This window comes from Bradyrhizobium sp. U87765 SZCCT0048 (assembly GCF_018131225.1).
Classification (GTDB): domain Bacteria; phylum Pseudomonadota; class Alphaproteobacteria; order Rhizobiales; family Xanthobacteraceae; genus Bradyrhizobium_A.
Genome location: NZ_JAFCMM010000001.1, coordinates 1,828,798 through 1,842,142, shown reverse-complemented (window position 1 = coordinate 1,842,142; position 13,345 = coordinate 1,828,798). Strand labels below are relative to the sequence as shown.

At 67.6% G+C, this 13,345-nt stretch carries 14 protein-coding genes; 4 read left to right on the top strand and 10 right to left on the bottom strand.

Annotated elements, in window-relative coordinates; translation table 11 throughout:
• Nucleotides 1-4: 4 nt before the first annotated feature.
• The 9 genes from JQ639_RS08050 to JQ639_RS08010 form a co-directional block, all read right to left on the bottom strand.
• Nucleotides 5-880, bottom strand: coding sequence for a branched-chain amino acid ABC transporter permease (locus JQ639_RS08050; protein ID WP_211965604.1), 876 nt, complete (start codon nucleotides 878-880; stop codon nucleotides 5-7).
• 18 nt (nucleotides 881-898) lie between these two features.
• Nucleotides 899-2,098, bottom strand: coding sequence for an amino acid ABC transporter substrate-binding protein (locus tag JQ639_RS08045; RefSeq protein ID WP_211965603.1), 1,200 nt, complete (start codon nucleotides 2,096-2,098; stop codon nucleotides 899-901).
• A 99-nt stretch (nucleotides 2,099-2,197) separates the two neighbouring features.
• Nucleotides 2,198-2,860, bottom strand: coding sequence for a DAPG hydrolase family protein (locus tag JQ639_RS08040; protein WP_211965602.1), 663 nt, complete (start codon nucleotides 2,858-2,860; stop codon nucleotides 2,198-2,200).
• A 59-nt stretch (nucleotides 2,861-2,919) separates the two neighbouring features.
• Nucleotides 2,920-4,149, bottom strand: coding sequence for an MFS transporter (locus JQ639_RS08035; RefSeq protein WP_211965601.1), 1,230 nt, complete (start codon nucleotides 4,147-4,149; stop codon nucleotides 2,920-2,922).
• 111 nt (nucleotides 4,150-4,260) lie between these two features.
• Nucleotides 4,261-5,202 (bottom strand): 3,5-dioxohexanoate:acetyl-CoA acetone transferase, encoded by a 942-nt coding sequence (gene kce, locus JQ639_RS08030; RefSeq protein ID WP_211965600.1) that lies wholly within the window; start codon nucleotides 5,200-5,202, stop codon nucleotides 4,261-4,263.
• Nucleotides 5,199-6,128: a 3-hydroxyacyl-CoA dehydrogenase family protein gene (locus JQ639_RS08025; protein ID WP_211965599.1), complete on the bottom strand. Its 930-nt coding sequence runs from the start codon at nucleotides 6,126-6,128 to the stop codon at nucleotides 5,199-5,201. Before JQ639_RS08025 ends, kce begins: the two co-directional genes overlap by 4 nt.
• A gap of 5 nt (nucleotides 6,129-6,133) precedes the next feature.
• Nucleotides 6,134-6,931 (bottom strand): SDR family NAD(P)-dependent oxidoreductase, encoded by a 798-nt coding sequence (locus JQ639_RS08020; RefSeq protein ID WP_211965598.1) that lies wholly within the window; start codon nucleotides 6,929-6,931, stop codon nucleotides 6,134-6,136.
• Complete coding sequence (locus tag JQ639_RS08015; protein ID WP_211965597.1) at nucleotides 6,928-7,281, bottom strand: cupin domain-containing protein; 354 nt, start codon at nucleotides 7,279-7,281, stop codon at nucleotides 6,928-6,930. Before JQ639_RS08015 ends, JQ639_RS08020 begins: the two co-directional genes overlap by 4 nt.
• Before the next feature lie 69 nt (nucleotides 7,282-7,350).
• On the bottom strand, nucleotides 7,351-8,229 hold the full coding sequence (locus JQ639_RS08010; protein ID WP_211965596.1) for a cyclase family protein: 879 nt from the start codon (nucleotides 8,227-8,229) through the stop codon (nucleotides 7,351-7,353).
• Nucleotides 8,230-8,372: 143 nt separating this feature from the next.
• Between JQ639_RS08010 and JQ639_RS08005 the strand changes: the two genes are divergently transcribed.
• Entirely contained in the window at nucleotides 8,373-9,146 is a 774-nt protein-coding gene (locus JQ639_RS08005) for an IclR family transcriptional regulator (protein ID WP_211965595.1), read from the top strand.
• 19 nt (nucleotides 9,147-9,165) lie between these two features.
• Here the strand turns inward: JQ639_RS08005 and JQ639_RS08000 are convergent, their stop codons facing one another.
• Nucleotides 9,166-9,885: a DNA-3-methyladenine glycosylase I gene (locus JQ639_RS08000; RefSeq protein WP_211966520.1), complete on the bottom strand. Its 720-nt coding sequence runs from the start codon at nucleotides 9,883-9,885 to the stop codon at nucleotides 9,166-9,168.
• A 241-nt stretch (nucleotides 9,886-10,126) separates the two neighbouring features.
• Between JQ639_RS08000 and JQ639_RS07995 the strand changes: the two genes are divergently transcribed.
• From JQ639_RS07995 to JQ639_RS07985, 3 genes are read left to right on the top strand one after another with little or no spacing between them, the layout of a single operon-like run.
• Nucleotides 10,127-12,133 carry an alpha-ketoacid dehydrogenase subunit alpha/beta gene (locus JQ639_RS07995; protein ID WP_211965594.1) on the top strand — a complete coding sequence of 669 codons (2,007 nt, stop codon included), beginning with the start codon at nucleotides 10,127-10,129 and terminating at the stop codon, nucleotides 12,131-12,133.
• Complete coding sequence (locus tag JQ639_RS07990) at nucleotides 12,133-12,939, top strand: IclR family transcriptional regulator (RefSeq protein WP_211965593.1); 807 nt, start codon at nucleotides 12,133-12,135, stop codon at nucleotides 12,937-12,939. Before JQ639_RS07995 ends, JQ639_RS07990 begins: the two co-directional genes overlap by 1 nt.
• Before the next feature lie 12 nt (nucleotides 12,940-12,951).
• On the top strand, nucleotides 12,952-13,344 hold the full coding sequence (locus tag JQ639_RS07985) for a RidA family protein (protein ID WP_211965592.1): 393 nt from the start codon (nucleotides 12,952-12,954) through the stop codon (nucleotides 13,342-13,344).
• The last annotated feature ends 1 nt before the right edge of the window (nucleotide 13,345 follow it).

Here is a 13,345-nt window from a genome sequence, read left to right as displayed (position 1 = left end):
TGGGTCATGTGCGGCCCCTTGCCATGAAGCCGTCGGGGCGGAACGCCAGCACCAGAAGGAACAGCGCCATGCCGACGAGGTCGCGGTAGCCGTCGCCAAGCGTCAGGCCACCGACGCTCTGCAGTGCGCCGAGCGCGACGCCGCCGAGCAGCGTGCCGAGCACGTTGCCGAGACCGCCCAGCACGACGATCGCGAGGCTGTTGAGGAGATAGGCGCCGCCGCTCGACGGTGCGAACTGGAACGCGGCGCCGATCAGCGTGCCGCCGACGCCTGCGCAGGCTGCCCCCAGTGCAAACGTCAGCATCTGCACCCGCGCGACGTCGACGCCGAGCGTCGCGGCGGCGCCGGCGTCCGCCGCGCTCGCCCGCAGGTCGCGGCCGAACGCGGTTGCGGTCACCAGCCAGTGTACCGCGAGGATCAGCGCCACCGAGATGGCACAGCCGATCAGGTAGATCAGCGGTACGGTGACCGGGCCGATGGTGAGCGGCACGGTGGCATAGTCGCGGGCGATCGAGCGCGTGTCGGCGCTGAACGCCAGCACGAACAGGTTTTCCATGATGATGGCGACGGCGAACATTGTCATCATCTGGGCTTCCGCGCCGCGGCTTGCGAGCGGCGCCAGCAGCAGGCGGTACAGCGGCACGGCGAGACCCCCGACCACGATCGCCACCACGGGAAGGCCGAGCAGCGGATCGAGACCGGTGGTCTGCAGCAGGTAGAGGCCGCCATAGGCGCCGACCAGCAGGAAGTCGCCGTGAGCGAGATTGACGAGCCGCATCACGCCGAGGACGATCGACAGACCGAGCGCGGTGAGGGCCAGCATGCCGCCGAGCAGGAGGCCGGCGGCGATGGTGCTGGAGACGATGCCAATGTCGGGCATGGTGCGAGCCTCGCGGGATCAGCGCAGCGGGAACAGGAAGTCGCCGGTCCTGGCGTCTTTCGGCCAGACCACGATGGTCTTGCCGCCCTGCCATTGCAGCGACACCACGGGCAGTTTCGCCGTGTGGTCGCGGTCGAACTGCACGGGGCCGACGACATAGGTCTTGTTGGTCTCGCCGATGGCCGCGTTGATCTTTTCGGGGTCCGTCGAGCCGGCCGCCGCGATCGCGTCGAGCAGGATCTGGGCGGCGGCGTAGGAGTCGGCGATGTGCTGGCTCGACGTCAGCCGCGTCTCGCTTTCGAACGCCTTGGCGAGTTCAGCCGCGCCGGGATAAGGAAACGACGGATCCCAGTAGCCGCCGACCAGCACGCCGTCGGCGAGCTTGCCGAGCGCCTCGGCGAACTGCACCGGCTCGGCGCCCTTCTCGATATTGAGCACCTTGGGCGTGAAGCCGGCGGCCGCCATCTGCTTGCGGATCGCGATCGCCTGCGGGGTGATGGCGTCGACCATCACGATCTCTGCGCCCTTGCTCTTGGCCTCGGCGATGATCGAGGTGAACTGAGTATTGTCGACCGGGAAGTCGGCGTTCTGCACCACCTCGTAGCCGAACTCCTTGGCGAGCGCCGGCCAGATCTGGCCGCCGACCATCTGGCCGTCCGGGCCGTTGTCGTGCCAGATCGCGATCTTGCGGTTGGTCTGCGCGCCGAGGTCGGCGAGCGCCTTGAACTGCACCGCCGCGAGCTGCGGCTCATGGAAGAACAGGTCCCAGACATACTGCCACTTGCGCACCGCCTTGAACGCCTCGAGCGGATTGCAGCCGGTCACCATCGGCTTCCTGGCGCGTTCCGCCACCAGCGCGCCGGCATTGACCAGCGCCGGCGTGCAGGACCCGAGCATCGCCACCACGCGCTCGCGCGAGATCAGCGTTTCGGTGTTGGCCGCCGTGGCGTTGGGATCGGTCTTGTCGTCGCGGATCACGAGGCGAACCGGACGCCTGGCGCCGTCGATGGTGATGCCGCCGGCCTTGTTGACCTCGTCGACCGCGCGCTTGTAGCCCCATTGCTGGAAGCTGCCGAAGCCGGCGAGCGGGCCGGACAGCGGCAGCGATGCGCCGATGACGATGTCGTCGGCGGCGGCTGCCGGATGCGCGCCGATGACAGCTGCGGTGAAGCCGAGCGCGATCGTAGCCGCGCGAATGCGTGAACGCTGAAGCGTCATGTGTTTCCTCCTGTGATGATGAAAGCCGCCGGCTTGGGCCGGTCTTGGTGGAGCGATACGGGCCGTACGCGACGGCCCGTCGCAGGCGTTGCGGTCGGCTCAGAAACTGTCGTCGAGCGTGACGCGGCGGTACAGCGTCGGCAGCACCTCGGCGAGGTAGCCCATCTCCTCGACGCAGTGCTGATGCAGTCGTCGCGCGAAGGCGACGTCGACATGATCGGCGCGCATCTGCCGGATCTGGGCCTCGGGCAGCGTCACCGTCGGATCGCGGTGGCTGATCAATCCCAGCCAGAAGCGCGAACGCATCTCGCAGCCATAGTCGGTGTCACGTATCAGATGGGTCATGCGGCCGATCTGGATCGGCGCCTCGAGCAGTCCCGGCCGCGCACACACCGCGAACATGCCGGACGCCTTGTAGCGCTCGGCATCGAAGGTCTCCGTAGGCTCGTGGATGTCGATGCGCAGCTTGTAGAGCGGGCCGTCGGTGCCGGCGAGATACTCGTGCACGATGTGCGAGGCGCCGATGTAGCGTCCGTTCACGCGGTTTTCCCAGGCGCTGTAGACATGGTCGCGCGGATGCCACAGGCGGTACCACTCGATGTCGCCGAGCCAGGAGAACCACCAGTCGATCATCTTGGCGCGGCATCCGGGCATGCGGGTCAGGGCGGCGACCACCCACTTGCCGTCGTCGAGCTCCTGGTAGCCGGATTCGAACGGCAGGTAGCCTGGCTTGAGCATCTCATTGGCGTCTTCGAATCTCATCTGCTTTCTCCCTTTGTGGTCGGTGTGGTCGTTTCGAATGTGGCAAGTCGGGTTGAGTTCTATGTCGTCTTCGCCGCGGCTGACGCCTGCTGGACGAGCCTTTGCGCCTGACCCGCCTGCGTCGGCCTGGGGGATCTGGCGAGCAGCACTGTGAACAGCGCGGCGAACAGAAAGCCGACGGCGCAGAGGGCGACGCTGACGCCGAGGCCGTATCGCGCGGCGATGATGCCGAGCACGAACGGAGCGAGGGCGGAAATGCCCCGGCCGACATTGAAGCAGAAGCCCGCGCCGAGGCTGCGAATGCGCGCTGGATAGAGCTCGCTGAAGTAGGATCCGAAGATGCCGGCGTAACAGAAGAACAGCGCGACGACGGGGCCCAGCCAGAACAGCAGTGTGGTGTTGGCGCTGAGGCCATAGATCGGCAGCATCACGACTGCGCCGCCAAAGGACCAGAGCAGGGCCGCGGGCCGTCCGATCTTGTCGGCGAGCCAGCCGAACGCCTGGTAGCCGACGAACATGCCGATGTTAAGCATGACCACGAACCACGACATGTCAGCGGCATCGAGGCCACGGTCTTTCACGAGATAGGTCGGAATCCAGGTATTGGCGCCCCAGTAGCCGACAAGGGCCGAGGCTGAGGCAAGGGTGCCGAACACAGTGGTGCGCAGATATTCGGGCGCAAACAGTTCGCCGACCGAGACCCGCTGCCGCCCGGCCGCGGAGTGGCGTCGCTGCTCGCGCTGCTCTGCCCATGCCGCCGACTCCGGGACGAACAGCGCCGTATAGAGCGCGGCGACCACCGCGCCGAGACCACACAGGAACAGCGCCCGCCATCCGTAGCTCGGCAGAATGATCGAGGCGATGAATGCAGCGCAGCCAAACCCGATCGGCCAGGATCCCAGAACGAAAGCGGTTGCCCGCCCCCGCTGTTCGGCGGGCCAGGTTTCGCTGATGAACGCCGCCGCCACACCCCAGACACCGCCCAGTCCGAGGCCTGCGAGAAAGCGCAGCACCATGAGGTCGGTCCAGCCCCGGGCAAGGGCGATGGCGCCCGTCAGCACGCCGAAGACGACGAGGCTGGCGATCAGCGCCGGCCGCCGTCCATAATTGTCCGCGTACCACCCGATGACGACGCTGCTCAAACCGACGCCGGCAAGCGTCGCCGCCCCCAGCAGTCCCGCGTCGGACAGCGACAGATTCCATTCGGCGATGATGGCTGGCATCGCGAGCGCGAGCAGCATGAAATCCATCGCATCGAAGGCGTAGGCGAGAAAGCATGCAACCAGCACGTGCCATTTCACTGCCGGTCGCGCGCCCGATCTGTTGTCGCCGCTCATCTCGTTTCCTTCCCAATTGTCAGATGGCCGCAGCGTTTTCCGCTTCTCGGCCCTTCAGCAGTGTCAGAAGCCGACCTGGTCGCCGCCTTTCAGCGCCAGCATCGCGCGCGCCTCCGCCGGCGTCGCGATGGCATGGCCCAGTTCTTCCATGATGCGCCGGATCTTGGCGACCTGCTCGGCATTCGAGGTCGCGAGCTTTCCTGGTCCGATGTACAGCGAATCCTCCAGGCCGACGCGGACATTGCCGCCGAGCATTGCGGCCTGGGTCGCGAACGGGATCTGGGAGCGCCCGGCGGCCAGCACCGACCAGTGATAGTCGGCGCCGAACAGACGGTCGGCGGTTTCCTTCATGAACATCAGGTTGCGCATGTCGGCGCCGATGCCGCCGAGGATACCGAAGATGGTCTGGACGAAGAACGGCGGCTTGACCAGCTTGCGGTCGACGAAGTGAGCGAGGTTGTAGAGATGGCCGACGTCGTAGCATTCGTGCTCGAACCGCGTGCCGTGCTCCTCGCCGAGCATTTTCAGGATGCGCTCGATGTCGCGGAACGTGTTGCGGAAGATGAAATCGTCGGTGCCGCGCAAATAGGGCTCTTCCCAGCCGTACTTCCAGCTCTTGTAACGGTCGGCAAGCGGGAAGATGCCGAAGTTCATCGAGCCCATGTTGAGCGAGCACATCTCGGGTTTGGCGACCAGCGGCGCGGCGAGCCGCTGCTCCACCGTCATGCTGAGGCTGCCGCCGGTGGTGATGTTGAGGACGGCGTCGGTCGCCTGCTTGATGCGCGGCAGGAACTGCATGAACACCGCCGGGTCCGGCGAGGGGCGGCCGTCGGCGGGATCGCGGGCATGCAGGTGCAGGATCGCGGCGCCGGCTTCGGCTGCTTCGATCGCCTGGGTGGCGATGGCATCCGGCGTGAACGGCAGCGCGTCCGACATGGTCGGGGTGTGGATGCCGCCGGTGACGGCGCAGGTGATGATGACCTTGTTCGATCGCTTTTGTGTCATGGCTTGGGTTCCGTTGCGGAGGCGGGCGCGCCGAAGCTCGCCTTGAGATGTCGGGTCAGCCGCGCGCGCAGCGCGGCCTGCTGCTCGGGGCTCCAGCGTGCAAAGCCTTCGCCGCTCTTGAAGCCGAGGCGTCCCTGCGCGATCAGCTCGTCAAGGTAGGGCGAGGGCGTCGTGGCGCGGTCGAGCGCGGGAAAGACGTAGCCGTGGATGGCGCGGGTGAGGTCGAGGCCGACGAGGTCGGCGTTTTCCAGCGGACCGAGCACCGCGAGGCGGGCGCCGAAGCCGGACTTCACCACCTCGTCGACGGTCTCGGCGTCGCAGACGCCCTCGGCGACCAGTGCGATCGCCTCGCGCCACAGCGCATGCTGCAGGCGGTTGCCGACGAATCCCGCGACATCCTTGCGGACCTCGACGGGCGTCTTGCCGACCTCGCGCAGCAGCGCCATCGTCGCCGCCACCGCATCGTCGGCGGTCTGCGGTGTCCGCACCACCTCGACCAGCGGCACGAGATAGGGCGGATTCCACCAATGGGTGCCGAGCGCGCGGCCGCGCGGGGTGACCTCGGCCATGATCTGCCCGATCGGGATCACCGAGGTGTTCGAGGCGAGGATGGCGTCGCGCGGCGCGGCGCGGGCGACGTCGGCAAAGATCTTCTGCTTCAGGGCGAGATCTTCCGGCGCCGCCTCGATCACCCAGTCCGCACCCGCGACGCAGGCTTCGAGTGTGTCGACCACGGTGACGTGCGTGAGTGCGTCGCCGCTGGCGCCGAGATCGTCCAGCGTGCCGCTGATGCGTGCGAGGATCGCGGAGCGGACGTTCGGCAGGGGGTCGGTGATGGTGACGGTGTGGCCGGCGCGGGCGAACACCAGCGCGATGCCGTGTCCCATCAGGCCGCCGCCGAGAATGGCGATGCGTCGTGCGGTCATCGCTGTCATCCCGCCGTGTAGCCGCCGTCGGCGTAAAGAATGTGTCCGGTGTAGAAGTCCGAGGCCTTCGATGCGAGGAACAGCAGCGGGCCGGCGAGGTCGGCCGGTTCGCCGAGCCGACCCTTGGGGACGCGCGCGAGGAAGCCTTCGCGCGTGGTGCGTGCGCGGTCGTCATCGCCGAACATCCAGGCGGTCAGCGGCGAGCGGAATACGGTGGGCGCGATGGCGTTCACGGTGATGCCGGTCGGGCCCCACTCGCAGCCGAGCGCGCGGGTGATGCCGTCGACCGCCGATTTGGAGGCGCAGTAAGCGGTGTAGCCGGCGGGATGGCCGAGCAGGCCGCGCGCCGATGACATCAGGATGATCTTGCCGCCGTCGCCCTGGGTGAGCATCTGCGCGCCGGCGGCGCGGGCGAGCAGCCAGCTCTGGGTGACATTGGCGTCCATCACGTCGAGGAAACGCTGCGGCGCCATCTCGGTGATCTTGGCGACGTCGTTCTTGCCCGATGCAACGACGAGGATATCGAGCCGGCCGAAGCGTGCGACCGCGGCTGCGACGATCCCTGCGCAGGCGGCCTCGTCCGACGGACGCTGTGCAATCGTCTCGACCTCGGCGCCGCGGGCGCGGCAGTCGTCGGCAATCTGAGTGAGGGCATCGGCCTGGCCGGCGGCCAGCACGAGGCGTGCGCCGGCGGATGCGAGTGTGCGGGCGGCGACGGCACCGAATGCGCCGGAGGCGCCGGTGACGATGGCGACCTTGCCGGCAACCGAGAACAGCGACGGGGGATCGGTGGGCACGCTCATGGCGCCGGGCTCCGTGATGGATAGGGGATGATCACCAGCATGGTGCAGACATGGTTGGATCGGTTGGCGATCTCGCGCACCTCGTTCGGAGGAATGGTGCAGGAATCGAGCGGCCCGAGCACGATCTCCTGCTCGCCGGCGCGCACCGTCATCTCGCCGCTGAGCACGACATAGACCTTTTCGAACGGCGTGGCGTCCGGGCCGGCGCCGCCGCCGGGCAGAAACTGGGAATAGCCCACCCACTGGTTGGTCGGGCCGCCGGGCTCGAAACCCTGCAGGCGCAGGCCGACCACGCCGTGATGATGGGGCGCTTCATACGGCGCGGCGTCCGCGAACCGTTTGACGTGCATGGGCGTGTCCTCCTTCGCCGCTCCCGGCGGGAGCGGCGTTGGTGTTGGCGTTGGCTAGGGCGTTCGGCGTTATGTCGCGAACGCCGTGCCCTTCTCGATGCGATAGCCCTGCGCTCGGTCGATCATCGCGACGAGGCGGATGATGCAGCCGTCGCCGCGGTCCCAGTTCCACGGGAAGAACGCGAAGGTGACGCGCTTGTTGGTGACCGCGTCGAGATCGCCGCCGACATTCTCGATGCCGAGAATGCCGTTGGTGAACAGCTTGCGGTGCACCGGCTCCCACTCCGGGTGGTCGTCCTTCCAGTCGCGGCCGCCCGACCACTGCCGGTACTCCTCGGCGAGATGCGGGTGCAGCGGGCCGTTGCGATGCGGGCCGATCGCGGTCGCCAGCGGATGGTCGTTGGCCTGGGTGTCATGGCCGACGACCTTGACCTTCTTCTCGACGAACCAGTCGGCGGCGGAGGCGACGAAGCCCGGGCACTTGCAGAAATATTCCTCGCTGTCGCGGTACTTGTGATGCCAGCCGGTGTTGACGATCACGACGTCGTTGGGCTGCACCGCATGTCCTGCGGCCTTCTCGAGGTCGTCATAGGTGATCGGCTCCCACATTGCTTTGGGGATCGACACCACGATGCCCGAGCCAAAGAAGTGCGGCAGCGGCACCTCGTCGATGAACGGTGTGTCTTCCACCACATGGGCGGGCGCGTCGATGTGGGTGGTGTTGTGCATGCTGGTCGTGATGCGCTGCGACAGCACGCCCGACTTCGCCATGTAGTGGATGCGTTCGATCTTGACGTCTTCGAAATACGGCCAGTTCGGCGACTGGAAGCCGAAGCGATGGGAGAGATTGTAGAACTCCAGGCCCATCGGGTTGTCGAGATTGCTCTGGAATTCGATGCCGCGAATCTTCATCGCTGCGCGCTCCTTGTCGTGTCCTTGCGTGTCCATCCCGCCGGCCGCCAAAACGCCGCCGGGCTTCTTGTACCAAGATACAATGCATGTGTACCATATAGCAGTCAAGCGGCTGCGGCCGATTTGTTCACCGGCTGCGGGCGCGCTAATGCTTGCGCGACAGGACGAGGAGATTCTCTGTGAGTGTGCGGACGGACGACGACGACAAGGGGGCAGCGCTCGGCGTGCAGGTCATCGCCCGCGCGGCCAGTGTGCTGCGTGCGCTCGAAGGCAAGCCGGATGGTCTCAGCCTCGGCGAGATCGCCCGCGCGGTCGGCCTTGCGCGCTCGACGGTTCAGCGCATCGTCGCGGCACTGGCGAACGAGGACTTCGTCACTGAGGCGCAGCCCGGCCGCGGCGTGCGCATCGGCCCGGGCCTCGCCCGTATCGCCGCCTCGCTCAGCTCGAACTTCACCGACATCCTGCATCCTCATCTCGTCGCGCTGCGCGACGAGGTCGGCGAGACCGTCGACCTCTCGATCCTGTCGGGCGGCTCGGCGGTGTTCATCGATCAGATCCCGGGCCAGCAGCGCCTCGTCGCGGTGTCCGGCATCGGCGAGCGCTTCCCGCTGCATTGCACGGCGAACGGCAAGGCGATCCTGTCGTGCTTTGCCAAGGAAGATGCGGCGGCGCTGATCGACAAGAGCGTCACCGAGCACGCCGACTATCCGATCGCTGATCGCAGCCGCCTGCTGAAGGAGCTCGACGCCACGCGCCGCAAGCATCTCGCGTTCGATCTCGCCGAGCACGGCATCGGCATCAGCGCGGTCGGGACGGCGATGGTCGATCCCTTCGGCCGCCCGGTTGCGGTATCGATCCCGGCGCCGACCCACCGCTTCAATGCGGAGCGTGAGATGCTGTCCGCCGCGTTGCTGCGCTTTCGCGAGAAGTTGCAGTCGATCGTCGGCCGCTGATGCGGCCGGCGGGCCGGCCTTACTCCTCGCCGCCGGCCATGGCAGCGAGCTTGTCCGCCGCGTAGTTCTCGCCGATCGACAGCGCGCAGATCCGCGACAGCTGGATGTAGGGCAGGCCGGTTTCCTTGGCCCAGGCGTTGAACTGGTCCTGCACCCGTGTGAGGTCGCGCTTGGAGGTGACGCTTTCGGCGATGTCGAGGCCGGCGTCGCGCAGGCATGTCACCACGTCCTTCGATGTCACGAAGCCGTCCCAGCCGAGAAAGCGCAGCAGCATCTGGCCGGTGTTGCCGCCGAGCCGGCTGCCGCGCTTGGTGAGCAGCTCCAGCAGCCCGATTTCGTTCGATGCCGGCCACGCCGCCAGCATGCGGCCGAAGCTGCCGTGCTCCCTGGCGATATCGCGCACGAACACCGCATTGCTGCGCACCGACATGATCTTGGCGCCATTGCGCACGATGCGCGTGTCCTTCATCAGGCCATCCCAGTAGTCATCAGGCTGTAACGACAGCCGTCCGGGATCGAAGCCGAGAAACGCCTCCTCGAAACCCTCCCACTTCGCCTCGATGACGCTCCAGGCAAAGCCCGCGGAAAACACCCGCTTGGTCATCATCGCCAGTGCGCGATCGTTGCGCAGCTTCGCCAGCGCCTTCACGTCCGGCGCGGGCGGCAGCAGCTTGGCGAGCGCCTTGGGGCCGCCTTTGCGCTTCTCGGCGCGGGCGCGAATGGTCTTGAACGATGGCACGATGAAGTCTCCGGTCATGCGGTCATGGTGGCGGGCGACGCGAGCCTAGGAGGCGCGGTCGTAGCCGTAAAGCGGAGCGGGATCAGGCGCGCGAAGCGGACGAGGCGTGGTGCGGGTGGACTCCATGCGCCGTGTATTGTCATATAGTGATAATCTTATAATATATTTGACATCTTGGTCTCCGAACGGCTCTCTGTGCGCACAACGTTTTGTGCAGGGAGGCCGTTTCAAGGTGAGTCAGTTGTCCAATTCCGATCGCGCGTTTCTGCTGACTGCCTACGAGGAGATGCTGCGCATCCGCCGCTTCGAAACCGCCTGCATCGAGCTCAGCACCGAGAAGGAGCCGCGCATCGCCGGCTCGGTTCACACGTGCGCCGGCCAGGAGGCGGTGCCGGTCGGCGCGCTCGCGGCGCTGCGTGCGGACGACCAGGTGGTCGCTACCTATCGCGGCCATGGCTGGGCGCTGCAGAGCGGCATCGGGGCGGAGGAACTGCTGGCCGAGCTGTGCCACCGCGCCGCGGGCGTCAACGGCGGCCGTGCCGGCTCGGCGCTGGTGATGGCGCCGGAGCGGCGCTTCCTCGGCGAGAACTCCATCGTTGGCGCCGGCGTGCCGATCGCCTGCGGCGCGGCAATGGCGGCGGTGAGCGAAGGCTCCGACCGCGTCGTCATCGTCACCTTCGGCGACGGCGCCACCAGCCAGGGCGCGTTGCATGAGGGCCTGGTGTTTGCGGCCAGCCGCAACCTGCCGGTGATCTTCGTCTGCGAGAACAATGGCTGGTCGGAGATGACCCCGATCTCGGGCATCGTGAAGGTCGACCGTCTCGCCAAGCGCGCCGGCGGTTACGGCATCCGCGGCGTGTCGATCGACGGCACCAATCCGCTGGCGGTGCGCGACACCGTGGCCATGGCAGCCGCGGAGGCGCGCAAGGGCGGCGGCCCGGCTTTCATCGAGTGCCATGTGCCGCGGCTGTGGGGCCACTACAACCGCGATATCGAGCACTATCGTCCCAAGGACGACCGCCAGGCCGCTGGCCGCAAGGATCCGATCGCGCTGCTGGAGACTTCGCTGGTCAGCGATGGGGTTGCGAGCGCCGACGAGCTCGCGGCGATCGCCGCGCGCGTCACCGGCGAGATCACGACCGTGATCGACAAGGTGACCGCGCTGGAGGCGCCGCAGGTGGCTGAAGCGGGGCGCCATGTGGTCGCGCTGCCGGTCGCAACGCGAGCCGCGGCCGATGCCGCCGCCGAGACGCGCGAGATCACCTATGTGCAGGCCGTCAACGAGGCGCTGCGCACCGAGCTGACGGCGCGACCGGAGATGCTGCTCTATGGCGAGGATGTCGGCCATGCCGGCGGCATTTTCGGTGCCACGCGCTACCTGCAGCGCGACTTCGGCGCGGCCCGGGTGTTCGATACGCCGATCGCCGAGAGCGCCATCCTTGGTTCGGCGGTGGGGGCTGCGATGTGCGGTCGCCGGCCGGTGGTCGAGATCATGTGGGCCGACTTCATGCTGGTCGCGCTCGACCAGCTCATCAACCAGGCCGCCAACGTGCGCTATGTCACGCAGGGCCGCACCACGGCGCCGCTGGTGGTGCGGGTGCAGCAGGGCGCGACGCCGGGCTCGTGCGCGCAGCACTCGCAATGCCTCGAGGCACTGCTCGCCCACATTCCCGGGCTGCGGGTCGGCCTGCCGGCCACCGCCCAGGATGCCTATGCGATGCTGCGCGCGGCGATCGCCGACGCCGATCCCTGCATCATCATCGAGGCAAGATCGCTCTATCAGGTCAAGGCGCAGGTCGCGCTGGGTGGGCCGGTCGAGCCCGTCGGCAAGGCGCGGCTGGTGCGCGAAGGCCATGATGTCGCGCTGGTCGGCTGGGGCACCATCATGCCGCACCTGATCGCGGCGGCCGAGACGCTGCAGCAACAGGGCGTCAATGCCGCGGTGCTCGACCTGCGCTGGCTGTCGCCGCTCGACGAGGAGGCGCTGGCCGCGACGGTGCGCGGCTGCGGCGGTCGCGTGGTGGTCGCGCATGAAGCCAACCTCACCGGCGGCTTCGGCGGCGAGGTGGTGGCGCGGCTGCAGGAGCTGTGCGGGGCGATCCAGTTCCGCCGCGTCGGCGCCCCCGACGTGCGCATGCCGGCATCGCCGGTGCTGCAGCGGGCGCTGCTGCCCAATGCCGACACGGTGGTGCAGGCGGCGCACGAGGTGCTCGCGACGACGGGAGCGAGGGCGAAGGAGGAGGCTTGATGAAGAAGCGCGGCGGAAGTGCGGTGGCGCCACCGGATGCGCCGGTAGACGACAGCATGCCCCGGCAACGCATCAATTCGGTGGCCCGCGCGGTCAACATCCTGCTGGCGATCTCGCGCAGCGAGCAGGGGTTGACCGTGAAGGAGATCAGCGACGCGCTCGGCATCGAGCGCCAGACCACCTATCACCTCGTGCACACCCTGGCGGCGATGAACATGATCGCGCGCGACGAGCAGCGCCGCTATCAGCTCGGCTTGCGCGTCGGCAGCCTGACGGACGCGTTCCAGCGCCAGTTCTCGGCGCCGGATTATCTGCGGCCGCTGGTGCGCGACCTCGCCACCGCGAGCGGCGAGACCTGCTATGCCGTCGGCTGGTGGCAGGGCGAGATCGTCACGCTGGCGGTGGTGCGCGGCACCTCGGCGATTCAGGCAGCCGAAGTGCCGCACGGCCAGTATGGCGACGCCCATGCCCGTGCCGCCGGCAAGCTGCTGCTGGCGTTCGCGCCGTTCTCGCGCCGCAACGACTACCTGCAGCGCCATCCGCTGCGCACGCGCACCGCCAACACCATCACCGAAGTCAAGCGCCTGGATGCGGAGTTCGTGCGCATTCGCGACCAGGAATACGCCGTCGACGACGAGGAGTTCGCGCTCGGCGTCTGCTGCATGGCGGTGCCGCTCGACGGCGGCGGCGCCCCCTTCGCGCTGGCGCTGTCGGCGCCGGCCGACCGCTTCCGCGAGCGCTTCGACAGCTATCTGCAGAGCGCGCGGCGCATCGCCAATAACAATCTCGAACCAACCAACATCTAGTCGGGACGAAACATGCTCAGCTACAGGACCAGTGACGACATCGCCGCGCCGTTCGGCAACTACAATCATGCGGTCGAAGTGCCGCCGGGGGCGCGGGTGCTGCATCTCGCCGGCCAGGTCGGCGCGCGGCGTGACGGCACCATTCCGGACAGACTGGAAGAAGAGGTCCGGCTGATCTTCGCCAACCTCGAAAGCGTGCTGAAGGCGAGCGGCATGGCGCTGTCCGACCTCGTCAAGCTGAACTACTTCGTGGCCTCGACCGATCATCTCGCGACGCTGCGCACGGTGCGCGACACCATCCTCAAGGCGCCCTATCCGGCCGCCTCGCTGGTGATCGTCAAGGCGCTGGGACGGCCGGAGTGGCGCATCGAGGTCGACGGCATCGCCGCCAAGGTCGGAGCGTGAC